Source organism: Curvibacter soli (assembly GCF_029211125.1).
GTDB lineage: Bacteria > Pseudomonadota > Gammaproteobacteria > Burkholderiales > Burkholderiaceae_C > Curvibacter_A > Curvibacter_A soli.
The window spans coordinates 110,984-136,253 of record NZ_JARGEN010000014.1 but is presented as its reverse complement, the minus strand read 5'-3'; the positions used below and the strand labels follow the sequence as shown (position 1 = coordinate 136,253).

Below are 25,270 nucleotides of genomic sequence, written 5' to 3'. Positions count from 1 at the left end.
AGTGACCGAGGACACGTGTGATGTCAAAGGCCATGCGTCAGATGCCGCAGCGATGCGGGCGGGTGGGCGTAGCGCACGGTGAAGCCGTGCGTGATCTTGCCAGCGACGAAGCCAGCGGCCCGCCACGTGAACATCCGGGCACGGGGTCGGCAAAGCAGATGGCGGGCACTGGTGGCCTGCTGGAAGCGGCGCTGACGAGACAGAACCGACTGGGGGTGCCCAAGCTGTCGTGACCTCAAGCTCTCGAACCGCCCGGTGCGGACCCGCACGCCGGGTGGTGTGGCAGGGGCGCAGCCTGTGAAGGCTGCCCCCTATGCCGATGTGCATCGCATCGCCCCAAGGAGTGCCCCAAGGAGTGCCCCCATGGATGCGCCTGCCGGTTCCAGGCTCAAAGCATTTTTGGCCTCCAGCGCTTATGAATAAAGCGGCTGAAGCTCACTTTTTAATAGCATTCAGCCGCGGGTCCAGCGCCTCGCGCTCGTCGAACACGAAGCAGCCGCCGCGGTAGTGGGCACCGCCCACTTCCTCGAAATACTTCAGGATGCCGCCTTCGAGCTGGTAGACATGCTCCAGCCCTTCCTCGTGCATGAAGATGGCGGCCTTCTCGCAGCGGATGCCGCCGGTGCAGAAGCTCACCACGGTCTTGTCCGCCAGTTCGGCCTTGTGCGCGCGCAGCGCGGCGGGGAATTCGGTGAACCTGCCGATGCGCCAGTCGATGGCACCCTCGAACGTGCCGTGGTCGGCCTCGAAGGCGTTGCGGGTGTCCAGCGTGACCACCGGGCGGCCCGCGTCGTCGCGGCCCTGGTCCAGCCAGCGCCGCACCGTGGCCGCGTCCACGGCGGGGGCGCGGCCCTGGGCGGGCTGGATGGCGGGGTGGTCCATGCGGATGATCTCGCGCTTGACCTTCACCAGCATCTTGCGAAACGGCTGCGCGTCGGACCAGCTTTCCTTGGGTGCCAGGGCGGTGAAGCGCGGGTCCTGCCGCAGTTCGTCCACGAAGCCGCGCACGGCCTGCGCGGTGCCGGCCAGGAACAGGTTGATGCCTTCGCCGGCCACGATGATGGTGCCCTTGAGCCCGCGCGCCAGCGCGCCCGCCAGCAGCCGCGCGCGCAGCGTCTGGGCGTCGTCAATGGGGGTGAACAGGTAGGCGGAAATGTTGAGCGTGTCGTTGAGCGTGTCGCGCATGCGGCGATTGTAGAAAGCGGCCCTTGCCGGTGCCCGGGGGGCGTCGCCCGCGACGCGGCCGGGCAACCTGGTCGCGTGGCGCCGCGCGGGCTGCGCCAGCCACGGCCTCCAGTCGCATGGCCCGCCCTAGAATGCCCGCATGTTTGTCCACTTGCGCCTCCATACCGAGTTTTCCGTGGTCGATGGCACCACGCGCGTCGACGATGTGGTCGAGGCCGCCGCCGCCGACGGCCAGCCCGCGCTGGCCATCACCGATCTCAACAACCTCTTCGGCGGCATCAAGTTCTACAAGCAGGCGCGCGGCAAGGGCGTGAAGCCCGTGCTGGGCGCGGAGGTGGTGGCCCAGGGCCTGGGCCGCGATGCCGCGGCGCTCTCGCGCATCGTGCTGCTGGTGCAGAACCACCAGGGCTACCTGAACCTGTCGGAGCTGTTGACGCGCGCCTGGACCGGCAACGTGGTGAAGGCGCAGGCCGTCTGCAAGGCGCAATGGCTGCGCGAGCTGGGCGAGGGGTTGATCGCGCTTTCGGGCGCGCAGGCCGGGCCCGTGGGCCAGGCGCTGGTGCGCGGCGACGCCGCGGGCGCGGCGGACGCGGCGCTGCTGCTGGCGGGCATCTTTGCGCACCGCTTCTATCTGGAGCTGCAGCGCGCGGGCCGGCCCGACGACGAAAGCCATGTCGTCGAGACTGTGCAGCTCGCCGCGCGCCTGTCGCTGCCCGTGGTGGCGACGCACCCGGTGCAGTTCATGGCTGAGGACGACTACCAGGCGCACGAGGCGCGCGTCTGCATCGCCGAGGGCGAGCTCCTGGGCGACCAGCGCCGCGTGCGCCGTTTCACGCGCGAGCAGTACTTCAAGAGCGCGGCGCAGATGCAGGCACTGTTCGCCGACGTGCCCAGCGCCATCGCCAACACGGTGGAGATCGCGCGGCGCTGCAGCCTCACGCTCACGCTCGGCAAGCCGCAACTGCCCGATTACCCGATTCCGGGCGGCCTGACGGTGGAAGAATACTTCCGCCGGACCTCGTTCGAGGGCCTGGAGGAGCGCCTGGCCCACCTGTACCCCGACACCGCCCGGCGCGATGCCGAGCGCCCGCGCTATGTCGAGCGGCTGGAATTCGAGCTGGGCACCATCGTGAAGATGGGTTTTCCCGGCTATTTCCTGATCGTGGGCGACTTCATCAACTGGGCCAAGAAGAACGGCTGCCCGGTGGGGCCGGGGCGCGGCTCGGGCGCGGGCTCGCTGGTGGCCTACGCGCTGAAGATCACCGATCTGGACCCGCTGCAGTACAACCTGCTGTTCGAGCGCTTCCTGAACCCCGAGCGGGTGTCGATGCCCGACTTCGACATCGATTTCTGCCAGGGCAACCGCGACCGCGTGATCGACTACGTGAAGGACAAGTACGGCAAGAACGCCGTGAGCCAGATCGCCACCTTCGGCACCATGGCCGCGCGCGCGGCCATCCGCGACGTGGGGCGCGTGCTCGACATGAGCTACACCTTCTGCGACGGCATCAGCAAGCTCATCCCCAACAAGCCGGGCCAGCACATCACCATCGCCGACGCGATCAAGGCCGAGCCCATCCTGGCCGAGCGGCTGGAGAAGGAAGAAGAGGTGCGCACCCTCATCACCCTGGCCCAGAAGCTCGAAGGCATGACGCGCAACATCGGCATGCACGCCGGCGGCGTGCTGATCGCGCCGGGCAAGTTGACCGACTTCTGCCCGCTCTACCAGCAGCCCGGCAGCGAGTCGGCGGTGAGCCAGTACGACAAGGACGACGTGGAGGCCGTGGGCCTGGTGAAGTTCGACTTCCTGGGCCTGGCCACGCTGACCATCCTGGAGATCGCCAAGGAATTCATTGCCAAGCGCCACAAGGGGCAGGAGGACTTCGCGTTCGAGAACATTCCGCTCGACGACCAGCCCACCTACACGCTGTTCCAGGAGGGCAAGACCGAGGCGGTGTTCCAGTTCGAATCGCGCGGCATGCAGGGCATGCTCAAGGAGGCCAAGCCGAGCCGGCTGGAAGACCTGATCGCCCTGAACGCGCTGTACCGGCCGGGTCCGATGGACCTGATCCCGAGCTTCGTGAACCGCAAGCACGGCAAGGAGGGCGTCGAGTACCCGCACCCGCTGGTCGAGAAAGTGCTGTCCGAGACCTACGGAATCATGGTCTATCAGGAGCAGGTGATGCAGACCGCGCAGGTGCTGGGCGGCTACAGCCTGGGCGGCGCCGACCTGCTGCGCCGCGCCATGGGCAAGAAGAAGGCCGAGGAAATGGCCCAGCACCGCGAGATCTTCCGCGAAGGCGCCGCGAAGAACGGCATCGGCAGGGAGAAGGCCGATGAAGTGTTCAACCTGATGGAGAAGTTCGCCGGCTACGGCTTCAACAAGTCGCATGCCGCCGCCTATTCGCTGCTGGCCTACCACACGGCCTGGCTCAAGGTGCACTACACGGCGGAGTTCTACTGCGCCAACATGACCGTGGAAATGGACGACACCGACAAGCTCAAGGTGCTGTACGAGGATGCGGTCAGGCATTTCGGCATGAGCTTCGAGCCGCCGGATGTGAATCGCGGCAACTACCGCTTCGAGCCCGTGACCGACAAGGTCATCCGCTATGGCCTGGGTGCCGTCAAGGGCACGGGCCAGCAGGCAATCGAGGCGGTCGTGGCGGCGCGGCAGGAGGGCGGCCCGTTCAAGAGCCTGTTCGACTTCTGCGTGCGCGTGGACCGCGCCCGCATCAACAAGCGCACGGTGGAGGCGCTCATCAAGGCCGGCGCGTTCGATTCCATCCATCGGAACCGCGCGGCGCTTGCCGCATCGATCGACCTGGCGTTCGAGTTCGCCGCCGCCACCCAATCCAACGCCAACCAAGGCGGGCTGTTCGACATGATGGGCGACGACGCTGTGGGCTCCAGCACGCAGGAGCCCGAACTGGCGCAGGTCACGCCCTGGCGCGTGCGCGAGCGCCTGACGCACGAGAAGACCGCCGTGGGCTTTTACCTGTCGGGCCACCTGTTCGACGAGGTGGAGCGCGAGGTGCGCGGCTTCGTGCGCCGCCGCGTGGACGAACTGATCGACAGCCGCGAGCCGCAGACACTGGCCGGCATCGTGAGCGGCCTGCGCGTCATCAACGGCCAGCGCGGCAAGCTGGCGATCTTCACACTAGACGACAAGTCGGCCTCCATCGACGCCGTGGCCGACGAAGCGGTGCTCAATGCCCACCGCAGCCAGTTGAAGGACGACGAACTCGTCGTCGTGAGCGGCCGGCTGCAGCCCGCGCGCGGCGGCTTCGAGGCGCGGTTCATGGTGCAGCAGGTGTGGGACCTGCCCACGGCGCGCTGCCGCTTCGGCAAGTACCTGCGCGTGGCGGTCAACGGTCGCGCGCCCGACGTGGCGCGGCTGGTGAAGGAGTTTCCGCCCCGCCGCGAGGAAACCGGGCAGGGCCCGCTGTTGCGCGGCCTGCCGGTGCGGCTGCGGGTGCAGCGCATGCCCGCGGAAGGTGCGGGCGCAGCGGTGGAACTGGCGCTGGGCGAGCAGGCGCTGTTTTTCCCCTCCGACGAGGCCCTGGCGGGCTGGATGGCGCAGGCCGATGGTGGGCAGGCCGCCATCGCCTACGAATAGGGGTCATGAATTATCCGCCGCCCGGAGGCGATTGACCACTTGAACCCATCAGGAATGTCTCCATTTCGCATGCATGAGGCAGTCCGCGATGCTGCTCGCTAGAATGAGATTTCATGGCCACCCAAACTCCCTCGAAACCGCCGGTGCCCACCATCCAGCCGCCCGGCGGGGGCGACGGGGATTCCGTCGTCATGGAGCGGCGTGCGCAGCGCGTCGCTCCTCCGCCCATGTTCCAGGTCGTCATGCTCAACGACGACTACACGCCCATGGAGTTCGTCGTGGTTGTTTTGCAGGAATTCTTCAACAAGGACCGTGAGGCGGCCACGCAGATCATGCTCAAGATCCACCTCGACGGCAGGGGCGTGTGCGGCGTGTATTCGCGCGATGTGGCATCCACCAAGGTAGAACAAGTGCTCGACGCGGCCAACAAGGCGGGCCACCCGCTGCAATGTGTCAGCGAACCTGTCGAATAACGGGTTTTCGCAACGAAATAGAGTCCCATCATCCACAGCAAGGCAAAGGAAATCTCATGATTGCCCAGGAATTGGAAGTCAGTCTGCACATGGCCTTCGTTGAGGCCCGTCAGCAGCGCCACGAGTTCATCACCGTGGAGCACCTGCTGCTCGCTTTGCTGGACAACCCGAGCGCCGCCGAGGTATTGCGCGCCTGCTCGGCCAACATCGACGACCTGCGCAAGTCGCTGGCCAACTTCATCAAGGACAACACGCCCCAGGTAGCCGGCAGCGACGAGGTGGATACCCAGCCAACGCTGGGCTTCCAGCGCGTCATCCAGCGCGCCATCATGCATGTGCAGTCCACCGGCAACGGCAAGAAGGAAGTCACGGGTGCCAACGTGCTCGTGGCCATCTTCGGCGAAAAGGATTCGCATGCCGTGTACTACCTGCACCAGCAGGGCGTCACGCGCCTGGACGTGGTCAACTTCATCGCCCACGGCATCAAGAAGGGCGAGCCGCCCGAGCCCGCCAAGTCCGGCGAGCCCGCCGCCGAGGGCGAGGAGGGCGGCGGCGAGAAGACCGAGAAGGCATCTCCGCTCGAACAGTTCACCGTCAACCTCAACCAGCAGGCCAAGGAAGGCAAGATCGACCCGCTGATTGGCCGCGAATACGAGGTCGAGCGCGTGATCCAGATCCTCTGCCGCCGGCGCAAGAACAACCCGCTGCTCGTGGGCGAGGCCGGCGTGGGCAAGACCGCCATCGCCGAGGGCCTGGCATGGCGCATCGTGCAAAAGGATGTGCCCGAGATCCTGGCGGACTCCCATGTGTATTCGCTCGACATGGGCGCGCTGCTGGCCGGCACCAAGTACCGCGGCGACTTCGAGCAGCGCTTGAAGGGCGTGCTCAAGTCGCTCAAGGACAAGCCCAACGCCATCCTGTTCATCGACGAGATCCACACGCTGATCGGCGCAGGTGCGGCTTCGGGCGGCACGCTCGATGCATCCAACCTGCTCAAGCCCGCGCTCAGTTCGGGCGCGCTCAAGTGCATCGGTGCGACCACGTTCACCGAATACCGCGGCATCTTCGAGAAGGACGCGGCCCTGTCGCGGCGCTTCCAGAAGATCGACGTGGTGGAGCCGAGCGTGGAGCAGACGATCGAGATCCTCAAGGGCCTGAAGAGCCGCTTCGAGGAGCACCACAGCGTCAAGTACGCCACCGCCGCGCTGCAGGCCGCCGCCGAGCTGAGCGCCAAGTACATCAACGACCGCCACTTGCCCGACAAGGCCATCGACGTGATCGACGAGGCCGGTGCCGCGCAGCGCATCCTGGCGCCCAGCAAGCGCAAGAAGACCATCGGCAAGACCGATGTGGAAGAGATCGTCGCCAAGATCGCGCGCATCCCGCCCGCCAACGTCAGCAACGACGACCGCAGCAAGCTGCAGACCATCGAGCGCGATCTGAAGAGCGTGGTGTTCGGCCAGGACAAGGCCCTCGAAGTGCTGGCCAGTGCCGTGAAGATGGCGCGCTCGGGCCTGGGCAAGGGCGACAAGCCGATCGGCTCGTTCCTGTTCAGCGGCCCCACGGGCGTGGGCAAGACCGAGGCCGCCAAGCAACTGGCCTACATCATGGGCATCGACCTGATCCGCTTCGACATGTCGGAGTACATGGAGCGCCACGCCGTGAGCCGCCTGATCGGCGCGCCCCCCGGCTACGTGGGCTTCGACCAGGGCGGCCTGCTGACCGAAGCCGTCACCAAGAAGCCGCACGCGGTGCTGCTGCTCGACGAGATCGAGAAGGCGCACCCCGACATCTTCAACGTGCTGCTGCAGGTGATGGACCACGGCACGCTGACGGACAACAACGGGCGCAAGGCCGACTTCCGCAACGTCATCATCATCATGACGACCAACGCGGGCGCCGACACCATGAACAAGGCCACCATCGGCTTTACCAACCCGCGCCAGTCGGGCGACGAGATGGTCGACATCAAGCGCCTGTTCACGCCCGAGTTCCGCAACCGGCTCGACGCCATCGTCAGCTTCAAGCCGCTCGACGAGCAGGTCATCCTGCGCGTGGTCGACAAGTTCCTGCTGCAGCTCGAAACCCAACTGGCCGAGAAGAAGGTGGAAGTCACCTTCTCCGACCACCTGCGCAAGTTCCTGGCCAAGAAGGGCTTTGACCCGCTGATGGGCGCGCGCCCGATGCAGCGGCTGATCCAGGACACCATCCGCAAGGCGCTGGCCGACGAGCTGCTGTTCGGGCGGCTCACCGAAGGCGGGCGCCTGGCGGTGGACCTCGACGACAAGGACGAGGTGCTGCTCGACATCCAGCAGTTGCCCAAGAAAGAGCGCGGCGCCAAGTCCGAGCCGGCAGAGCCCGAAGAGGCCACCGCCGACTAAAGCCCGCACTTCACACCAAGAGCCGACAGCCCCAAGCTGCCGGCTCTTTTCATATCCACCATGGCATCCGCAATTTCTTCCGACGCCCACCGCTACGGCGCCGATGCCGCCGGCCTGGTCTGTGGCTACCTCTTCCTTCCCGGCGAACGGGCCGCGGCACTCGGCTCGGACGAAGCCACGACCTGGCTGGGCGATACTGGCAAAGGCTTCGCCTGGCTGCACTTCAACCTCGCGCATGCGGCGGCGGAGCGCTGGCTGCTGCGCCACGCGGGCCTGCCCGAAGAGTTCTACGCCATGCTCCACGAGGGGCTGCATTCCACTCGCATCGAACGCGCCGGCGACTGGCTCACGGCGGTCGTCAACGATGTGCGCTTCGACTTCTCGTTCGAGCCATCCGACACCGCCACGCTGTGGATCGCCGTCGGCCCGCGCCTGGTGGTCACGGCGCGCCAGCAGCCGCTGCGCTCGGTGGACGAGCTGCGCACCATGGCGCGCAGCGGCGAGGTGCTGCACTCGCCCATGGAAATGCTGGAGCGCCTGATGCGCGCGCAGGCCGATGTGCTGGTGGAGATCGTGCGCGGCGTCACGCGCAAGGTGGATGACATCGAGGACGCCCTGCTGGCCGGGCGGCTTGAATACCGGCGCGCGCGGCTGGGCGTGCTGCGCCGCCTGCTGGTGCGCCTGCAGCGGCTGCTGGCGCCCGAGCCGGCGGCGCTGTTTCGGCTGCTGCAGCACCCGCCGGACTGGGTGGCGGCGCCGGATACGCAGGAACTGCGCGGCGCCACCGAGGAGTTCTCGGTCGTACTGCGCGACATGGCGTCGCTGCAGGAGCGCATCAAGCTGCTGCAGGAAGAGATCGCCGCCGCCGTGAACGAAGACAACAGCCGCAGCCTGTTCGTGCTGACCGTGGTGACGGTGCTGGCCCTGCCCATCAACATCATCGCCGGCCTGCTGGGCATGAACGTGGGTGGCGTGCCGCTGGCGCAGGACCCCTATGGCTTCTGGGTCGTGGTGGCCATCGTCGTCAGCTTCACCGCAGTGGCGGGCTGGCTGGCGTTCCGCTCCAGGCGCGACCCCTAGTGCAGTGTTCAACGCTAAGCAGCACATGAAACCGCGCCTTTTGCCGCATGGCGGCGTTGCAAATCCTCGCGATAGCTACGGCTATCGCTGTGGTTTGCGCCTTGCCCTGCGCCACAACGCATCGCTTTTATTTGTGCCGCCAAGCATCGAACACTGCACTAGCAGTGTTCAACCTAGAAACGGCAGAGCGCACTGCCGAGGCTCTGTTCGAAACAGCACATTCCCGACAGCTTCCGATACCGCCGTGCCTGTGATGGCGGCCTGATACCCGACAAACGGACCTTGCAGCCCGTATTTCAGGCGTCATCCGGCACCTGCGGACAGTGGCATGCACTTTGCGTCATGGAGGGAAAGGACGTCCCACCATGTCATCGCATCCCATCATCAACGACACCACGCTGCGCGACGGAGAGCAGACCGCCGGGGTGGCATTCACGGTCGATGAGAAATGCGCCATCGCCACGGCACTCGCCGCTGCGGGCATCAGGGAAATGGAGATCGGCATCCCGGCCATGGGCGAGGCCGAGATCGACTGCATCAATGCCATCGCCGCTCTCCAACTCGATGCTTCCCTGATGGTCTGGGGCCGCCTGACCGATGCCGACCTGGCGAGCGCCATGCGCTGCAAAGCCGACATCATTCATCTCTCGATGTCGGTGTCGGACATCCACCTGCGCCACAAGCTGCGCCAGTCGCGTGAATGGGTGCTGGCACAGGTCACGCGCGTGATCGAGGCCGCGGCCAGCACCGGCCGCAAGATTTCGTTCGGCGCCGAGGATGCCTCGCGCGCCGAGGGTGAATTCCTGGCCCAGGTCGCCCGGCGCGCCGAGGCCTGTGGCGCCAGCCGCGTGCGCTTCGCGGACACGCTGGGCGTGCTCGATCCGTTTACCACCTACGAGGCCATCGCGCATCTGCGCGACGCGGTCGACATGGAGATCGAGATCCACGCTCACAACGACCTCGGCCTGGCCACTGCCAACACGCTGGCAGCACTGCGCGCCGGCGCCACGCACGCCAACACCACCATCAACGGCCTGGGCGAGCGCGCGGGCAACGCAGCGCTGGAAGAAGTCGTGATGGGCGTTCGTCACCTGCACCATGCGGACACCGGCGTGCAGACACAGGCGCTGGTGGCCATCTCCCGCATGGTGGAGAAGGCATCGGGCCGCCGAGTGGCCTTCAACAAGAGCATCGTCGGTGAAGCCGTCTTCACCCACGAGTCCGGCATCCACATCGACGGCCTGCTCAAGAACGCCTCGACCTATGAAAGCTTCGACCCCGCGGAACTGGGCCGCGAGCGGCGCACCGTGCTGGGCAAGCATTCAGGCTCGCAGGCCGTGCGACAAGCCTACGGTGCGCTGGGCGTTGCGCTCGACGACGACGCACTCACGGGCCGGCTGCTTGCGCAGATCCGCGACCACGCAATGCGCACCAAGCGGGAGCCCACCCCCGACGACCTGCGGCGCTTCCTGCGCGCTGCGCACGGCGACTGCGTGACGGCATGAGATCCGACATGAACTCGAAAACCGAAGCCTCGGCCGCATTGCCTGTCAGCGCACAGGACGAACGCCGGCCTTCCTGGTGGACATTGTTGCGCGGGGACGTGCGCTGCGTGCTCGAACGCGACCCGGCGGCACGCAGCCTGCTCGAGGCGTGGACCATCTATCCGGGTGTGCAGGCGATCGCGCTGCATCGCATGGCGCATGCACTCTGGCGCCGCGGCTGGCGCTACCTGCCGCGCTGGATATCCTTTTTCGCGCGCTGGCTGACGCAGGTGGACATCCACCCCGGTGCCCGCATCGGGGCGCGCTTTTTCATCGACCATGGGTCCTGCGTCGTCATCGGCGAGACCGCCGAGATCGGCCAGGACGTGACGCTCTACCATGGCGTGACGCTGGGCGGGACGACCTGGACCGCCGGCAAGCGCCACCCCACGCTGGGCGACCGCGTGGTGGTCGGCGCTGGCGCCAAGATCCTCGGACCCATCCTGGTCGGAGACCGCGCACGCATCGCAGCGAACTCCGTGGTGATCGACCCGGTGCCTGCCGACGCCACCGTGGTGGGCATTCCAGGGCGCGTGGTGGCGCCGCGGCGGCGCACCACGCACGGCTTCGACCTCGACCATCACCTGATCCCCGACCCCGTCGGCAAGGCGATTGCCTGCCTGCTCGAGCGGGTGGCGCAACTGGAGCGGACGCAGCAGTCACAGGCTGCCCTGCCCATCGCCACGCCCGAAGCGGCTTGCGGCGCCTGCGACGGCCGCTGCACCGAACCCGGCTTCGAAACCCTTCTTGAAACCTCCATTGAGGAGTAAGCAACGATGGAAGACTTCCTTCAACAACTCAAGGCGCTCTCTTCGGCCGAGGACTTTCTGCAGTTCTTTGCCATACCCTTCGACCAGAAGGTGCTCAACGTCAGCCGGCTGCACATCCTCAAGCGCTTTTTCCAGTACATCCGCCAGGAAACCCCACTGGCGCAGGCGGACGAGCTGCAGATGTTCACCACCTACCGCGCGCTGCTGGTGCGGGCCTATGGTGACTTCGTGAAATCGACGCCGGCCCAGGAAAAGGTGTTCAAGGTATTCCAGGACGCCGACGGCCGACAGCACGTTTCACTCGACAGCCTGAAGGCCACCATGCCGGCGCGTGTGGCGGCCTGAAAGAGGAGACCGCCATGCACATCGTCGTCTGCATCAAGCAGGTACCGGACTCGGCGCAGATTCGCGTCCACCCGGTGACCAACACCATCATGCGCCAGGGTGTCCCGGCAATCGTCAATCCCTATGACCTGTTCTCGCTCGAAGAAGCGCTGCGGCTCAAGGACAAGTTCGGCGGCAAGGTCACCATGCTGTGCATGGGCCCGCCGCAGGCCGAGGATGCGCTGCGCAAGTGCATCAGCTACGGTGCCGACGATGCGGTGCTGGTGACCGACCGCGCCTTTGCCGGTGCCGACACGCTGGCCACCTCCTACGCGCTGGCAGCGGGCATTCGCCAGATCGCCAGAGAACAGGCAGTGGACATCGTCTTCACCGGCAAGCAGACCATCGACGGCGACACAGCGCAGGTCGGCCCCGGCATCGCCAAGCGCATGGGGCTGCAGTTGCTGACTTACGTTTCACGCATCGTCGATACCGATCTCACGAACCGGACGATCACGGTCGAGCGACGCGCCGAAGGCGGCGTGCAGGTGCTCAGGACCGCCCTGCCCTGCCTGATCACGATGCTGGAGAACACCAACGAACTGCGCTTTGCTGCGCTGCCCGCGATGATCCACGCGGCCGGCTACCCGGTGCGCCAATGGAACAAGGAACAGGCCGGCATCGAAGACCTCACGAAGATCGGCCTCAAGGGCTCCCCGACCGTGGTGAGCAAGGTGTTCGGGCCGACGCCGCGCAGCGAGAAGGCCGAGATGCTCGACATCGAAACCTCCAGCCTGCGGGACGTATCGCTCAACCTGCTACAGAAAGTCTTCACGCGCCACCCGACGCTCGAAGCCGACTTGCTGATGAAAGAACTGCCATGAGTGAAACTCCTTCCACCGCAGCGCCGGTCAAGCGTCCCGCCGGCCGAGGCCGCAACCTCGAACTGCCAGAACACCTGAAGGTCTACAAGGGGGTGTGGGTCTTCATCGAGCATGACCGCGGCCATGTGCACAGTGTTTCGTGGGAATTGCTGGGCGAGGCCCGCAAGCTGGCCGACAAGCTCGGCAGCACCGTTGGTGCAGTGGTGCTCGGCGGCACGGACGAGCCACTGGAGAAATTCGCCGCCGAGGCCTTCACCTACGGCGCCGACAAGGCCTACATCGTGCACGACCCGGTGCTCGCGGGGTACCGCAACGAACCTTTCACCAAGGGCCTCACCGATCTGGTCAACAAGTATCAGCCTGAAATCTTGCTGCTGGGCGCAACCTCGATGGGCCGCGACCTTGCAGGCTCAGTGGCAACCACGCTGCTCACTGGCCTCACGGCCGACTGCACTGAACTCAACATCGATCCGACATCGCGCGCATTGGCCGCCACGCGGCCGACCTTCGGCGGCTCGCTGCTGTGCACGATCATGACGCTGGCCTACCGCCCGCAGATGGCCACGGTGCGCCCGCGCGTGCTGGCCATGCCGCAGCCGCAGGCGAACCGCACCGGCGAGATCGTGCAGGACACGCTAGGCATGGTCGAGAGCCAGATCGTCACCAAGCTGCTCGACTTCATCGCCGACGCCAGCAACGACAAGATCAACCTGCCATACGCCGATGTGATCGTCAGCGGAGGCAAAGGCCTGAAAAACCCGGAAAACTTCAAGCTGGTGTTCGAGTTGGCGCGCGTGCTCGGCGGCGAAGTGGGTGCCACCCGCCCCTGCGTGCAGGCCGGCTGGGTGCAAGCCGACCGCCAGGTCGGGCAGACCGGCAAGACGGTACGGCCCAAGCTCTACATCGCCGCCGGCATCTCGGGCGCCATTCAGCACCGCGTGGGCATGGAGGCATCCGACGTGATCGTCGCAATCAACACCGATCCCAATGCGCCCATCTTCGACTTCGCGCACTACGGCATCGTCGGCAACGCGCTACAGGTGCTGCCGGCGTTGACGCAGGCCTTCGCGGAACACCTGTCGCGGCACAAGAAGCTCGCGGCCTGAGAGGCGGAGAATCTTTCGGTCATGCCCGCTCACCACCCCAAAACGCACCCGCTCGGCGTTGCAAATGCGCGCCGTAGCCCGGGCTACGGCTGTGCCTTGCGCCTTGATCGGGCACCTTGTGGGGCGTTGCTCGGACACGCCCGAAAAACTCTCAGCCTCTGAGGAGAAACGCCATGAAGAAACCATCCCAATTCGACGCCATCGTGGTCGGTGCCGGCCCCTCGGGCAATGCCTGCGCCTACACCATGGCCAAGGCCGGGCTCAAGGTGCTGCAGATCGAGCGCGGCGAATACCCCGGCAGCAAGAACGTCCAGGGCGCCATCCTCTATGCCAAGGCGCTGGAAGAGATCATTCCCGACTTCCGCGAGGACGCGCCACTGGAGCGGCACATCATTGAGCAGCGCATGTGGGTGCTGGATGAAACCTCCTTCGTCGGCACGCACGTCCGCAGCGCCGACTACGACAAGCCGCCCTACAACCGCTACACCATCATCCGTGCGCAGTTCGACAAGTGGTTCAGCTCCAAGGTCCGCGAAGCGGGCGCGCTGCTGATCTGTGAAACCACGGTAAACCACCTGATCATGGACGGCGACCAGGTGGTCGGCGTGCAGTGCGACCGCGAGCATGGCGACGTATACGCCGACGTGGTGGTGCTGGCCGACGGCGTGAACTCCACACTGGCACGCAAGGCGGGCTTCCACGGGGAGATCAAGTCGGACAACGTGGCGCTGGCCGTGAAGGAAATCCTCTTCATGCCAGAGGAAACCATCCGCCAGCGCTTCAACATAGGCGAGGAATCGGGCGTGGTGATCGAGATGGTGGGCCGCATCACCGATGGCATGCTGGGCACGGGCTTCCTCTATACAAACAAGGAATCGCTCACCATCGGCGTGGGCTGCATGCTGGGCGACTTCAAGAAGAACCCGAACAGGACCAGCCCCTACGTGCTGCTGGAGCAGATGAAGCGCCATCCTGCGATTGCCCCGCTGATCGAAGGCGGAGAGATGAAGGAATACTGCGCGCACCTGATTCCCGAGGGCGGCTTTCACGCCATCCCACAGGTCTATGGCAACGGCTGGATGATCGTGGGCGACTCCGGCGGTTTCGTCAATGCCGCTCATCGCGAAGGCTCCAACCTCGCCATGACCACCGGCCGGCTGGCGGCAGAAACGGTCATCCAGGCCAAGGCTGCCGGCGACGGCTACCGTGCGAGCACACTCAAGGCCTACAAGGCCGCACTCGACGACAGCTTTGTCATGAAGGACCTGCACAAGTACCGCGACATGCCTGCCGTGCTGCACAAGAACCCGCAGTTCTTCACCACCTACCCCGATCTTGTCGCGAACGCGGCCCGCACCATGATCACCGTCGACGGAATCGACAAGAAGACGAAGGAACGCGAGATTTTCTCGAGCTTTCGAAAGTCCCGCCGCCTCAGCGGCCTGGTGGGCGATGCCTACAAACTGTGGAGAGCCTTTCGATGAACGCCATTACCGTCAATGTCGAAGAGAAACTGTTCCAGAACCGCTACCGCGTCGATGCAGGAAGGCCGCACATCAGGATCAAGGATGCCGATGTCTGCACTAACGACTGCGGCGTGAAGAGCTGTACCTTCATTTGCCCGGCCTCCTGTTACAAGGCCGAAGGCAACGGCAGCGTGACGCTGATCACCGATGGCTGCCTGGAATGCGGCAGCTGCCGCATCATCTGCAGCGAACATGGCAACGTCGAATGGGAATATCCGCGCGGTGGCCACGGTATCCTCTTCAAGTTCGGATGAAGTGGCTGATGCTATCGATTTGTGAGCAATGCGGAAGGGGCGGCCAGATTGCCGCCGCACGGGCATCGAAAAATCGTGGCGGCGGGATTTAAGGGGCTCCGCACATGTGTCGCCTTGTGAGGGTGGAGGCATTGAATCTGCTTCCCTTCCATTTCACAGGAGTAAACCATGCTTAGTCTCCATACCAATGCCGCCTCCCTCTCCAGCCAGACCGCGGTGGGCCGCACCCAGCAAGCGCTCAATACGTCGCTGACGCGACTGGGCACCGGCTACCGCGTCAACTCCTCGCAGGACGACGCCGCCGGCCTGCAGATTTCCTCGCGCCTGCTGGCCCAGACCCGCGGCATGGCCGTGGCGCAGAAGAACACCCAGAACGGCATCTCGATGCTGCAGACCGCCGACGGCGGCCTCGACGAACTGGGCAACATCCTGCTGCGCATGAAGGATCTGGCGACCGAGGCCTTCACCGCCTCCACGACGAGCGCCGACAAGGTCGCCCTGCAGTCCGAATACGACGCGCTCGGCAAGGAATTGAGCAACATCATCAAAAACACCTCCTTCGGGGGCAAGCAACTCTTCAGCGACGGGACGACGACAGACGGCACGAATGGCCTGTTCTCCAGCGGCCTGACGTTCCAGATCGGCGCCACTTCCGGCGAAACGATGGTTGTCAATACCTCGACGAATCTGACGGCATTGGCCACTGCGTTGAGTGGGGTTGCTGGCACTTACGCCACCCCCGCTACTCCCGGCACGGAATTGGTATCGGGTGCGACCAACGCGATGATCGACACCATCGCCAGCACCTTGGACAAGGTCGGCGCGCTGCGCGCCGAACTGGGCGCCTCGGCCAACCGCCTGGACCACGTCTACAACAACCTCAGCAACATGAGCCTCAACACGACGAATGCGCGTGGCCGCATCATGGACGTGGACTACGCGCAGGAAGCCTCCAACTCCACCCAGCAGCAGCTCATTCTGCAAGCGGGCACCTCCTCGCTCAAGCAGGCCAACAGCCTGTCGCAACTGGTGCTGTCGCTGCTGCAGTAACAGGCCAGGCCCTCCGCGCGGCACGGCCCGCGCGGGATGTTTCGCGCAAAGGAGCCAACCGCCCAGCGTGCGGTTGGCTTTTTGCCATATGCCCGCCGCCGCCATGGGGCTGGCGGGCGATCTTGGTGCTATCTTTATAGTAGCTGCCAGCGCAGGTGTATAAAGCGCTGGAGACTGATTTTCTTTGCATGCTCGCGTAGGGATCGGGTGGCGGGTGCCTTCCCCGCCTTCTGTTCGACGACCTGCTGCCCTCGGGAGGTTCGCATCCATGGGCCTGGAGCCATCTCAATCCGCCGCGAGAGCCGTCGCCGCCTATGCGCGTGCGCTGCTGCCCTCGGAGCTGCCGCAGGCGCAGCGGCCTGCGGTGGGCGAGACGCTGCGCCTGCAGTTCGCCGAGGCCCTGGGCAATACGCTGCGCGCCGACACGGCGCAGGGCCTGTCGCTGTGGCTGTCGGGCGCGGGGGCATGGGGGCGCTCGCTGTCGTCGGGCGACGTACTGCTGGTGCGGGTGCTGTCCGCCGAGCCGCGCATGGAGGTGGAAATACTCAGCCAGGCGCCGGGCAATACCCGGGACGGTGCGGGAGGGCGCTCCGCTGACGGGAGGGAGCACGAACCCCCGGCCATGCGCTGGGACCAGGCTGCCATGCAGAGCCTGGCCCGGCGGCAGGCGCCCGACACGGCGATGCTTGCCGCCACCTGGCAGGCGTTGCTGCGCAAGCTGGGCTATGCGCTGCGCAACAGCCTGGCGGGCGGCGCGGCCCCTTCCGACGCGCCGGCCATGGGGCAGCGGGGCCCTGTGTTTCCTTCGCTGCAGGCGCTGGTGGGCGCACGCGCGGGCGGTGCCGCGGCCTTGCTGCTGCCGGGCGCGGGTGCCGCGCTGCCGACCGGTGCGGGCGCCGCCATGGTGGCGCTGCCGGGCGCGAATGCCGCTGCCGGGCCGGCGCAGGGTGCCCGTGCGGGCGCTGGCGCATTGGCCTTGACGGCGCCCGATGAGGGCGGCCTCGCCGTATTGCCGCCGCCAGCAGGCAGGGCTGGTGCCGCCATGCCGGCACAGGGCGCGGATGCCGTTGCCGTGCTGCCGGGCCGGACGGAACCGCCCCCCGCCAGCGCCGCGCCCCTGCCGGGCATGCGTGCCGCCGCCGCTGCCGTTCCGCTGGAGTGGATGGCCGTGGCGCCGGGGGTGGAGCAGCCCGCGTCTGCGCCCAGCGCTTTCGCGTCGCCCTGGACCGTGCCGGTCCTTGCCTGGGGCGGTCTGCCGCTCATGCTGCGCGTGGTGGACGTGCTGGCCGATGAGGCGCCGCCGCCGGGCGGTGGCGATGCACAGCAGCGGCTGCGCCAGCGGCGCCGCAGGACGGTGCTGCACATCGAACTGGAGTTGCCGCAACTGGGGCGCGTGGCCATCCAGGTGCATGCGCCCGCCGCGGGCGCGATCGCCCTGCAACTGGACGTGGAGGACGAGGCCGCTCTGCCGCTGCTGCGCCAGTCGCTGTCGTTCCTGATCGCGGCGCTGGCGCGCGCAGGGCTGCGGCTGGTGCGCTGCCGCTTCAGCGCCAGCCGCGCCCAGGCGGGGTGGGTTGCCGCTGCCGCTGCGGCGCACATGGTGTTCGCACCGCGCTGGGAAGACGCCATGGCGATCACTTCCGACGTGTTCCGCGCCGCGGCGGAGGTGGTCACGCTGCTTTCGCTGCATTGGCCCGCACCCGCCGCCGCCGCGCGGTGAGAGAGATTGCGGTGCTATCTAATCAGTAGCTTTTGCCGCCGTATTTATGCGGTTTTCAATGCGAAAAGTATTGGAAACGACCAAAAATAAAGCGGTGGCAGCTATCAAAAGCAGAGCGCTGCCGCATCAGCCCAGAGAGCCCACCACGTTGATCTCGCGCTGCTCGGGGATCTCGTTGTACGACAGCACGTTGAGCCCCGGCGCGAACAGGCGCGCGTAGCGCGCCAGCAGCGGACGGATCTGCGGCATCACCAGCAGCAGCGGCACGGCGTTCTGCTGCTTCATCTGCGCGCGGATGGCCGGCATGTTGAGCTGCATCTGCGACAGCAGGTTGGGGTCGATGGGGTAGTTGTCCAGCGCGACCTTGCCGCCCTGGCGCGCCTGGTTCAGCGAGGTGAGCAGCATGTTCTCCAGCTCGGCGCTGAGGTTGAACGCCTTGAGCTCGGTCGCCTGGCCGAACAGCCGGGTGACGATCTGCCGGCGCAGGGTGCAGCGCACCTCGGCGGCGAGCAGGATCGGGTCCTTGGTGGTCTCCGACGTTTCCAGCAGCGTGGTGGCGATGGGCACGATGTCGCGCAGCGACACCTGCTCGGCCAGCAGCACGCGGAGCACCTTGAGCAGTTGGCTCGTGCTCAGGGCCTTCTCCAGCGCGGCGGAGAGCTTGGGCGCCTGCACGGCCAGCCGCTCCAGCAGTGCGGGCACGTCCTCGTGGCGGATCAGCTCGGGCAGGTGGTCGTAGATGAGCTTGGAGACATGGGTGGCGATGACGCTTGGGGCCTCCACCACCTGGTAGCCCAGGCCCAGCGCGTGGGCCTTGGCGTCGGGCTCTATCCAGGTGACGGGCAGTGCGTAGGCGGGCTCCACGCTGGGAATGCCGTCGAGCTGGCCATACACGTTCGGCGAGGGGATGGCCATCAGCCGGTCGGGGAACACCTCGGCCTGGGCGATGGGCGCGCCGTCGAGCAGCACGGTGTACTGTGTGGGCTTGAGTGTCAGGTCGTCGCGCAGCGCGATGTGCGGCAGCAGCAGGCCCAGGGCTTCGCTCAGGTTCTGGCGCACGCCCTTGAGCCGCTTGTTCAGCGGGGCGCCATGGTTGGGGTCGATCAGGCTCGCGAGCTTGTAGCCCACGGTCACGGCCAGCGGCTCCACGAACGGCAGGGCGCGCCAGTCCAGTTCGGGCGGGGCGGCGCCCACCAACGCGGCCTCGACCGCGGCATTGTCGGGCGCGGCGGGCTCCTCCGCGCGGCGGGCCATGCGCCAGGCCACGTAGGCCAATGCAGCGGCGAAGCACAGGAAGGTGGGCCACGGCATGCCGGGGATCAGCCCCAGCACCAGCATCAGGCCGGCGGCGCCGTAGAGCACGTTGGGCGAGGCCAGCAGTTGCGAGCCAACCTGCTGCTCGAACTGGCCCGAGTCGCTCACGCGCGTGACGATGATGGCCGCCGCCGCCGACAGCAGCAGCGCCGGGATCTGCGCCACCAGCCCGTCGCCGATGGTCAGCAGCGCGTACTGGCGGAAGGCGTCGCCGAACGACAGGTCGTGCATCAGCGCGCCGATGGCCACGCCGCCCACGAGGTTGACGATGAGGATCAGGATGCTGGCGATGGCGTCGCCGCGCACGAACTTCGAAGCGCCGTCCATGGCGCCATAGAAGTCGGCCTCGCTGGAGACTTCCTGGCGCCGCGCCTGGGCTTTTTCCTGGTTGATGAGGCCGGCGTTGAGGTCGGCGTCGATGGCCATCTGCTTGCCCGGCAGCGCGTCGAGCGTGAAGCGGGCCGACACCTCGGAGATGCGCTCGGCGCCCTTGGTCACCACGATGAAGTTGATGATCATGAGGATCACGAACACCACCAGGCCGACCACGTAGTTGCCGCCGATCACCACGTTGCCGAACGATTCGATCACCCGGCCCGCGGCGTGCGTGCCCTCGTGCCCGTGCAGCAGCACCACGCGCGTGGAGGCCACGTTGAGCGTTAGCCGCAGCAGCGTGGTGGCGAGGATGACCGTGGGGAACACCGAGAAGTCGAGCGGGCGCCGGCTGTTCACGCTCACCAGGATGACGATGAGCGCCAGCACGATGTTGAAGGTGAACAGGATGTCCAGCACCACCGTCGGCAGCGGCAGGATGATCATGGCCAGGATGGCCATGACGAAAGCGGGCGTGGCGAAACGGTGGCGGCGCAGTTCGGAGAGCAGGCGGCTCAGGTAGTCCATGGGGCGTAGGCGTCAGGTCAGGTTTTCCGGAACGGCAAGATCGCGCGGCGGGGCGGGCCGGCTGGGGCGGCGCCCGCTCTGGAAGGCCTTGAGCTGCAGCACGTAGCCCAGCACCTGGGCCACGGCCTTGTACAGCGGCGCGGGAATCTGCTGGTAGACCTGGCTCGTGTTGTAGATGGCGCGCGCCAGCGGCGCAAACTCCAGCACCTCCACGGCGTGTTCCCGCGCGACGGTGCGGATGTAGAGCGCCATCTCGTCCACGCCCTTGGCGACCACGAACGGGGCTTCGGCGCGCTTGTCGTCGTACTTCAGGGCCACGGCATAGTGTTCGGGGTTGACCACCACCACGTCGGCGGTGGGCACGGTCTTGCGCACGCTGCGCCGCGCCATCTGCATCTGCAGTTTGCGAATGCGCTGGCGGACTTCGGGGCTGCCTTCGTTGGACTTGTGTTCTTCCTTCACCTCGCGCTTGGTCATGCGCTGGTTGCGCAGGAAGATGAAGCGCTGCACGGGCACGTCGATCAGGGCGAAGGCGACGAACACGGTGCACAGCGCCAGCACCGCGTCTAGCATCAGGCCGGCGCCGGCACGCAAGGCTTCGTCGAGCGGGCGCTGCTGGATGGCCATGAAGTCGCCGATGCTGCCGCGGCAGACGTAGTACAGAACAGCCAGCAGCGTGGACGCCTTGAGCAGCGTGGTGATGAATTCGATGGCGTGGCGCGGCTCGAACATGCGCGTGAAATAGCTCAGCGGGTTGAGCTTGCCGAAGCGCGGCATCAGGTTGTGGGCGCTCAAGACCCAGCCGCCGGGGAACAGCGAGCTGAGCACGATGGCCAGCGGCACGATGGCCAGCGGGGCCACCATCTTCGCCGTCAGGGCGATGGCCTGGGTCAGCATGGTGGACTGCAGGTTGTCGAGCGCGCCTTCGCCGGAGAGCGGCGCGAAATCGTGCATGAAGAGGGCGCGGAAGTCTTCGAGCCAACTGGGCGTGAGCAGCACGATGGCCTTGAGGCACAGCACGATGCCGACGGCGGTCGCCAGGTCGCGCGAGCGCGGCACCTGACCCTGCTCGCGCGACTTGCGCAGCTTCTGCGCCGAGGCGTTCTCGGTCTTGTCGCCGCTGGACGATTCGTCAGCCATGCGGGCCCGCCTGCATGATCCGGCGCAGCATCTCCAGCACCTGGCCGCTCATGCGGATGTAGTGCTCCGGCACGGAATGGACGATGTGCACGAGCACGAAGAGACCGAACACCGTGATCAGCGAAAAACCCAGCGAAAACAGGTTGAACGTAGGGGCCACGCGGTTCAGGAAGCCCATACCGATCTGTACCACGAACGTGGAGAAGATGATGGGCGTGGCCAGCAGCAGCGCCGCGCTGAACACCCAGGCCACCGCGGCGGGCAGGGTCTGCAGCGCGATCTGGCTGATGCCGCCGCCCACGGGCCAGGCGCGGAAGCTCGCCCCGACCACGCCCGCCAGCACCAGGTGGCCGTCCACGGCGAAGAACACCAGGATGACCAGCAGGTAGATGAGGCTGGACACCACGTCGGAGGAGGTGCCGTTCATCGGGTCGTTCATGAGCGCCATGGCCAGGCCCATCTGCGACGACACGATGTAGCCCAGCACCATGAACGCGGCCACGATCAGGTGGAAGGCCAGTCCGAGCACGAAGCCGATGATGACCTGCTCCGCGGTGGCCGCGAGGGCCGCGAGCGATATCGGCGCGATGGGCGCCACGGGCTGCGACACGGGCAGCAGGATGATGGCCATCACCAGCGACAGCAGCGCCCGCACGCTCAGCGGCACCATCACCTCGCCCACCACGGGCGCGGCGCTGAACATGGCCATGACGCGGCAGAACGGCCACCACAGCGCCGAAAGCGTCGTCACCATCTGCTGGAACAGGAGTTGCTCCATTCAGTTCCTCCACTGTGCGTCGCGCGACCCGCGCCGCATGAAACCGGCACAGCCCAATGCCAGGGATACCGCGGAACCGGCTTTGCCGGGCCGCTGGTATCGCCCCCTTGAGGGGGGGCGCCGCAGGCGCTTCGGGGGTGTTTCACTTCAGCCCACCAGCGCCGCCGCGCGCTGGAAGATGGCCACGCAGTAGTCCATCAGCGTGCCCGCGAGCCAGCGGCCCATGAGCGTGATGGCCAGCAGGGTGACCAGCAGGCGGGGCAGGAAGCTCAGCGTCTGCTCGTTGATCTGCGTGGCGGCCTGCAGCAGACTCACTACCAGGCCGACGACCAGGCCGGGCGCGATCAGCACGGTGACCAGCAGCATGACCAGATACAGGCTGTCGCGCACCAGGTCCACCGCGACGTCGGGAGTCAGCATGGTCGGCTCTCCTTCGTGCTCATACGGGGCGGATGCTGGTGACCAGCGTGTTGACCGTGAGCGTCCAGCCGTCCACCAGCACGAACAGCAGCAGCTTGAGCGGCAGCGAGATGACCAGGGGCGAGAGCATCATCATCCCCATGGCCATGAGCACCGAGGACACCACGAGGTCGATGACCAGGAACGGGATGAACAGCATGCAGCCGATCTGGAACGCGGTCTTCAGCTCGCTGAGCACGAAGGCGGCGAGCTTGACGGTGAAGGCATGGTCCTGCGGCTGCGCCACCGCGCCCTCGCCGGCGAGGGACGATATCTGCGCCAGCGCGCTCTTGCTGGTCTGCGCGAGCATGAAGCGTGAGAGCGGCGCCTCGGCGGTTTGCAGCGCCTGGGTGAGCGTGATCTTGCCGTCGTCGTAGGGCACCATGGCCTGCAGCCAGATCTGCTCGCCCATCGGGCGCATCACGAGCAGGGTGAGGATCAGCGACACGCCCGTGACCACGCGCGTGGGCAGCCCCTGCTGCAGCCCGAGCGCCTGGCGCAGCAGCGACAGCACGATGACGAAGCGCGTGAAGCTGGTCATCATGAGCAGCAGCGCGGGCAGCAGCCCGAGCAGCGTCATGATGATCAGGACCTGGGTCTTGACCGTGAATTCGGTGGTGCCGCCGTCGCTGGCCGTGCCGATGATCTGCACCGGCGCCGCCCATGCCTCGGCGGGCAGCGCGGCGCCGGCGCAGAGCGCGAGCACGGCCAGCAGGGCCGTGCGGACGGAGGGTTTCAGTTCCGCGGGCGCAGGCGTCACGAGAGGCCGCCGAAGTCGATGTCGGTCAGCTCCACGACCTTCAGGCCGTAGTTCTCGCCCGCCACCACGACTTCCGCGCGGCCGATGGGCGTGCCGTTGACCTTGATCGTCAGGGGTTCGCCGGCCAGCGTGTCGAGCTCGATCACGCTGTCTTGCTGGATGTTCACCAGGTCGTGCAGCGAGATGCGCGCAGCGCCCACTTCGAGCGTGAGCGTGACGGGGATCTTGCGCATCATCTGCGGCAGGTCGCGCGCGGCCCGCGGCGCCGGTACCGACGCCGCGGGCTCGGCGGCTCCCGCGGCCATGTCGCCGAGCAGCGCTGCGATGTCATGCTTGTCTGCGTGGTTCGTTTCCATGGCGTTCGTCACTCCGCGTCTTCAAATGATGTCAGGCACAACTTGCCCTTGTGTTCGGCGACCGCAGCGGTGAAGAGCCGCGAATCGTCGATGAGCACCTCGGTGGGCCCCAGGGTCACCGGTATCACGTCGCCCACGCGCAGGTCGAGCAACTGCCCCAGCGGCATTTCCTTGTGCAGCAGCCGGGCCAGCATCGTGAGCTGCATGGCATGTGCGAGCGGCTGGGCGCCATTGGGTGCGGGCCAGGCGCGGCGCGGGCGCGCGAGCTGCTGCAGCAGGCGCGTCATCCATGCGTCGTCGAGGCACAGCCACAGGCGCCCGTGGGCCTTGCGCGATGCGTCGCGAATCTCGGCATGGAAGGTCCACGCACCGTCTTCCATGACCGTGGTGGGCAGCAGCACGAAGGGGTGCGCGGGCCCCGCAGAGCCTGCGTCGGCAACGGGGCCGGGGGCCTCGATGCAGTCGGCAAGCAGTTGGGCGAGTTGCAGGCCGAAGGCCGCGGCCAGGCGTTCCTCGGTCTGCGTGTGGCCGGGCTCCTTCGGTTCGGCGGCTTCCTGGGCGGGCATGTCGTCCACCGCCCGCGGGGTGCCGGGGTCGGGCAGGCCATAGCGGTAGCCGAAGATGGCCAGCAGCACGGGGCGGTCTATGAACACGCCCAGGCGTCCGGTGTCCGAGCCGAACACCTGCCACTGCGGGGGCAGGGGCGGGTGGCGCTCGGCATGGTCGCCGTGCCGGACGACGACCTCGGAAAGCGTGAACGCAGCGCGGTAGCGGCGGTTTAGGCGGGCGTCGAACCATGCACAGAGCCGGTCGCCCAACTGGGCCGCGAAGGCCGGCAGCAGATGCACCGGACGGCCTAGCGTGCGGGCGTCGAGCACGCGTGGAATGCTTCCCGCATGGAGTGCGTACCGCCGGCGCGGCGCGGGCCTGGGTGTGTCATTCGCCATGGCGTATGTTCGTGATGAAAAATTCTTTCAGGCAATAGTGCAGCGGGATAAATGCCGCAGGCCCTCCGAAGAAATCGCATTCGCGACTTTCAACTGGATTATGCTGCAGCATAGACGAATTCAATGCAAGTGTTTTATTTGCCAGTGACCATTCCGGGATTCGACAGGGCGAAGCCTGCGCGGTGATCCATCAGGTAGGGCATCTTGAAAAATTGATTCAATTCGTCGGAATTGCAACAAATCTTGTTGACGCAGCTTGATACACCATGTATCTTCACTTCAACCATAGGGCACACCCGAGCGAAAGCCGGGGTCGCAAAGCTTCCGGTCTAAGGATCTTCGGATCACGATAGCGGGGCTGCAGGACCGACTGAACCACTGCCAGAGTGCTTGATGGCAGGATCTTCGTCTCTCCTCACTTCGTCTGTCGGACGAAGGCGACCCGGCACACGCACGCTGCTGCTCTTGAACAGTTGTAACTTCAAGAAGGGTCACCCTGCATGCATTCCTCCCCCTGATCTGTCAGGGCAGCCCCTAGGCCTGGGGCTGCCGGTGCAATCGTATTCCCGCAAAACCCTCGCGCATTCTATTAATGCGCATTTGGATAAGCACGGGCATATTATTGCTGGCCAATGGCGGATTATCTTGTCGGTGTGCACTGTTTTGCGTGGTAGTAAATGGCGCGCATCGCTCTTCGTAT

General features: G+C 66.3%; 22 protein-coding genes and 1 riboswitch. Of the genes, 14 read left to right on the top strand and 8 right to left on the bottom strand.

Annotated elements, in window-relative coordinates; all coding sequences use genetic code 11:
• The first annotated feature begins 20 nt into the window (after positions 1 to 20).
• On the top strand, positions 21 to 233 hold the full coding sequence (locus tag PY257_RS03430) for a hypothetical protein (RefSeq protein WP_275738765.1): 213 nt from the start codon (positions 21 to 23) through the stop codon (positions 231 to 233).
• A gap of 202 nt (positions 234 to 435) precedes the next feature.
• On the opposite strand, the gene PY257_RS03425 is transcribed toward PY257_RS03430, so the two are convergent.
• Complete coding sequence (locus tag PY257_RS03425; protein ID WP_275738763.1) at positions 436 to 1,185, bottom strand: sulfurtransferase; 750 nt, start codon at positions 1,183 to 1,185, stop codon at positions 436 to 438.
• A gap of 139 nt (positions 1,186 to 1,324) precedes the next feature.
• Between PY257_RS03425 and dnaE the strand changes: the two genes are divergently transcribed.
• The 13 genes from dnaE to fliK all read left to right on the top strand — a co-directional run bounded on the left by dnaE (position 1,325) and on the right by fliK (position 17,916).
• Complete coding sequence (gene dnaE, locus PY257_RS03420; protein ID WP_275738761.1) at positions 1,325 to 4,804, top strand: DNA polymerase III subunit alpha; 3,480 nt, start codon at positions 1,325 to 1,327, stop codon at positions 4,802 to 4,804.
• Positions 4,805 to 4,917: 113 nt separating this feature from the next.
• Positions 4,918 to 5,277 (top strand): ATP-dependent Clp protease adapter ClpS, encoded by a 360-nt coding sequence (clpS, locus tag PY257_RS03415; protein ID WP_275738759.1) that lies wholly within the window; start codon positions 4,918 to 4,920, stop codon positions 5,275 to 5,277.
• A 56-nt stretch (positions 5,278 to 5,333) separates the two neighbouring features.
• Positions 5,334 to 7,658: an ATP-dependent Clp protease ATP-binding subunit ClpA gene (clpA, locus tag PY257_RS03410; RefSeq protein ID WP_275738757.1), complete on the top strand. Its 2,325-nt coding sequence runs from the start codon at positions 5,334 to 5,336 to the stop codon at positions 7,656 to 7,658.
• A gap of 60 nt (positions 7,659 to 7,718) precedes the next feature.
• Entirely contained in the window at positions 7,719 to 8,738 is a 1,020-nt protein-coding gene (locus PY257_RS03405) for a transporter (protein ID WP_275738754.1), read from the top strand.
• Between the two features lie 365 nt (positions 8,739 to 9,103).
• Complete coding sequence (gene nifV / locus PY257_RS03400) at positions 9,104 to 10,243, top strand: homocitrate synthase (RefSeq protein ID WP_275738752.1); 1,140 nt, start codon at positions 9,104 to 9,106, stop codon at positions 10,241 to 10,243.
• Positions 10,244 to 10,251: 8 nt separating this feature from the next.
• Positions 10,252 to 11,052: a serine O-acetyltransferase gene (gene cysE / locus PY257_RS03395; RefSeq protein ID WP_275738750.1), complete on the top strand. Its 801-nt coding sequence runs from the start codon at positions 10,252 to 10,254 to the stop codon at positions 11,050 to 11,052.
• A gap of 6 nt (positions 11,053 to 11,058) precedes the next feature.
• Positions 11,059 to 11,397 carry a nitrogenase stabilizing/protective protein NifW gene (gene nifW / locus PY257_RS03390; protein WP_275738749.1) on the top strand — a complete coding sequence of 113 codons (339 nt, stop codon included), beginning with the start codon at positions 11,059 to 11,061 and terminating at the stop codon, positions 11,395 to 11,397.
• A 14-nt stretch (positions 11,398 to 11,411) separates the two neighbouring features.
• Positions 11,412 to 12,260, top strand: coding sequence for an electron transfer flavoprotein subunit beta/FixA family protein (locus PY257_RS03385; protein WP_275738747.1), 849 nt, complete (start codon positions 11,412 to 11,414; stop codon positions 12,258 to 12,260).
• Entirely contained in the window at positions 12,257 to 13,366 is a 1,110-nt protein-coding gene (locus PY257_RS03380) for an electron transfer flavoprotein subunit alpha/FixB family protein (RefSeq protein WP_275738745.1), read from the top strand. Before PY257_RS03385 ends, PY257_RS03380 begins: the two co-directional genes overlap by 4 nt.
• A gap of 173 nt (positions 13,367 to 13,539) precedes the next feature.
• Positions 13,540 to 14,850: an FAD-dependent monooxygenase gene (locus tag PY257_RS03375; protein WP_275738744.1), complete on the top strand. Its 1,311-nt coding sequence runs from the start codon at positions 13,540 to 13,542 to the stop codon at positions 14,848 to 14,850.
• Positions 14,847 to 15,146, top strand: a complete 300-nt coding sequence (locus PY257_RS03370) for a ferredoxin family protein (RefSeq protein ID WP_275738742.1) — start codon at positions 14,847 to 14,849, stop codon at positions 15,144 to 15,146. Before PY257_RS03375 ends, PY257_RS03370 begins: the two co-directional genes overlap by 4 nt.
• 168 nt (positions 15,147 to 15,314) lie before the next feature.
• Entirely contained in the window at positions 15,315 to 16,196 is an 882-nt protein-coding gene (locus tag PY257_RS03365; protein ID WP_275738740.1) for a flagellin N-terminal helical domain-containing protein, read from the top strand.
• A gap of 268 nt (positions 16,197 to 16,464) precedes the next feature.
• The gene (gene fliK, locus PY257_RS03360; protein ID WP_275738738.1) at positions 16,465 to 17,916 is read left to right on the top strand and encodes a flagellar hook-length control protein FliK; all 1,452 of its coding nucleotides are present in this window, start codon (positions 16,465 to 16,467) and stop codon (positions 17,914 to 17,916) included.
• A 126-nt stretch (positions 17,917 to 18,042) separates the two neighbouring features.
• Here the strand turns inward: fliK and PY257_RS03355 are convergent, their stop codons facing one another.
• The 7 genes from PY257_RS03355 to PY257_RS03325 all read right to left on the bottom strand — a co-directional run bounded on the left by PY257_RS03355 (position 18,043) and on the right by PY257_RS03325 (position 24,501).
• Positions 18,043 to 20,130, bottom strand: a complete 2,088-nt coding sequence (locus tag PY257_RS03355; protein ID WP_275738736.1) for a flagellar biosynthesis protein FlhA — start codon at positions 20,128 to 20,130, stop codon at positions 18,043 to 18,045.
• 12 nt (positions 20,131 to 20,142) lie between these two features.
• Positions 20,143 to 21,270: a flagellar type III secretion system protein FlhB gene (gene flhB / locus PY257_RS03350; protein WP_275738734.1), complete on the bottom strand. Its 1,128-nt coding sequence runs from the start codon at positions 21,268 to 21,270 to the stop codon at positions 20,143 to 20,145.
• Positions 21,263 to 22,048 carry a flagellar biosynthetic protein FliR gene (gene fliR, locus PY257_RS03345; protein ID WP_275738732.1) on the bottom strand — a complete coding sequence of 262 codons (786 nt, stop codon included), beginning with the start codon at positions 22,046 to 22,048 and terminating at the stop codon, positions 21,263 to 21,265. Before fliR ends, flhB begins: the two co-directional genes overlap by 8 nt.
• 147 nt (positions 22,049 to 22,195) lie before the next feature.
• Positions 22,196 to 22,468: a flagellar biosynthesis protein FliQ gene (gene fliQ / locus PY257_RS03340; protein WP_275738730.1), complete on the bottom strand. Its 273-nt coding sequence runs from the start codon at positions 22,466 to 22,468 to the stop codon at positions 22,196 to 22,198.
• 19 nt (positions 22,469 to 22,487) lie between these two features.
• Positions 22,488 to 23,267: a flagellar type III secretion system pore protein FliP gene (gene fliP / locus PY257_RS03335; RefSeq protein ID WP_275738727.1), complete on the bottom strand. Its 780-nt coding sequence runs from the start codon at positions 23,265 to 23,267 to the stop codon at positions 22,488 to 22,490.
• The gene (gene fliN, locus PY257_RS03330; RefSeq protein WP_275738725.1) at positions 23,264 to 23,623 is read right to left on the bottom strand and encodes a flagellar motor switch protein FliN; all 360 of its coding nucleotides are present in this window, start codon (positions 23,621 to 23,623) and stop codon (positions 23,264 to 23,266) included. Before fliN ends, fliP begins: the two co-directional genes overlap by 4 nt.
• Positions 23,624 to 23,631: 8 nt before the next feature.
• Entirely contained in the window at positions 23,632 to 24,501 is an 870-nt protein-coding gene (locus tag PY257_RS03325) for a FliM/FliN family flagellar motor C-terminal domain-containing protein (protein ID WP_275738723.1), read from the bottom strand.
• 348 nt (positions 24,502 to 24,849) lie between these two features.
• A riboswitch (cyclic di-GMP riboswitch) is annotated at positions 24,850 to 24,936 on the top strand.
• The last annotated feature ends 334 nt before the right edge of the window (positions 24,937 to 25,270 follow it).

Excerpts from the sequence above, each read along its gene's own strand:
- PY257_RS03430 (WP_275738765.1), top strand. The coding sequence starts at position 21 with ATGTCAAAGGCCATGCGTCAGATGCCGCAGCGATGCGGGCGGGTGGGC.
- PY257_RS03425 (WP_275738763.1), bottom strand. The coding sequence starts at position 1,185 with ATGCGCGACACGCTCAACGACACGCTCAACATTTCCGCCTACCTGTTC.
- dnaE (WP_275738761.1), top strand. The coding sequence starts at position 1,325 with ATGTTTGTCCACTTGCGCCTCCATACCGAGTTTTCCGTGGTCGATGGC.
- clpS (WP_275738759.1), top strand. The coding sequence starts at position 4,918 with ATGGCCACCCAAACTCCCTCGAAACCGCCGGTGCCCACCATCCAGCCG.
- clpA (WP_275738757.1), top strand. The coding sequence starts at position 5,334 with ATGATTGCCCAGGAATTGGAAGTCAGTCTGCACATGGCCTTCGTTGAG.
- PY257_RS03405 (WP_275738754.1), top strand. The coding sequence starts at position 7,719 with ATGGCATCCGCAATTTCTTCCGACGCCCACCGCTACGGCGCCGATGCC.
- nifV (WP_275738752.1), top strand. The coding sequence starts at position 9,104 with ATGTCATCGCATCCCATCATCAACGACACCACGCTGCGCGACGGAGAG.
- cysE (WP_275738750.1), top strand. The coding sequence starts at position 10,252 with ATGAACTCGAAAACCGAAGCCTCGGCCGCATTGCCTGTCAGCGCACAG.
- nifW (WP_275738749.1), top strand. The coding sequence starts at position 11,059 with ATGGAAGACTTCCTTCAACAACTCAAGGCGCTCTCTTCGGCCGAGGAC.
- PY257_RS03385 (WP_275738747.1), top strand. The coding sequence starts at position 11,412 with ATGCACATCGTCGTCTGCATCAAGCAGGTACCGGACTCGGCGCAGATT.
- PY257_RS03380 (WP_275738745.1), top strand. The coding sequence starts at position 12,257 with ATGAGTGAAACTCCTTCCACCGCAGCGCCGGTCAAGCGTCCCGCCGGC.
- PY257_RS03375 (WP_275738744.1), top strand. The coding sequence starts at position 13,540 with ATGAAGAAACCATCCCAATTCGACGCCATCGTGGTCGGTGCCGGCCCC.
- PY257_RS03370 (WP_275738742.1), top strand. The coding sequence starts at position 14,847 with ATGAACGCCATTACCGTCAATGTCGAAGAGAAACTGTTCCAGAACCGC.
- PY257_RS03365 (WP_275738740.1), top strand. The coding sequence starts at position 15,315 with ATGCTTAGTCTCCATACCAATGCCGCCTCCCTCTCCAGCCAGACCGCG.
- fliK (WP_275738738.1), top strand. The coding sequence starts at position 16,465 with ATGGGCCTGGAGCCATCTCAATCCGCCGCGAGAGCCGTCGCCGCCTAT.
- PY257_RS03355 (WP_275738736.1), bottom strand. The coding sequence starts at position 20,130 with ATGGACTACCTGAGCCGCCTGCTCTCCGAACTGCGCCGCCACCGTTTC.
- flhB (WP_275738734.1), bottom strand. The coding sequence starts at position 21,270 with ATGGCTGACGAATCGTCCAGCGGCGACAAGACCGAGAACGCCTCGGCG.
- fliR (WP_275738732.1), bottom strand. The coding sequence starts at position 22,048 with ATGGAGCAACTCCTGTTCCAGCAGATGGTGACGACGCTTTCGGCGCTG.
- fliQ (WP_275738730.1), bottom strand. The coding sequence starts at position 22,468 with ATGCTGACTCCCGACGTCGCGGTGGACCTGGTGCGCGACAGCCTGTAT.
- fliN (WP_275738725.1), bottom strand. The coding sequence starts at position 23,623 with ATGGAAACGAACCACGCAGACAAGCATGACATCGCAGCGCTGCTCGGC.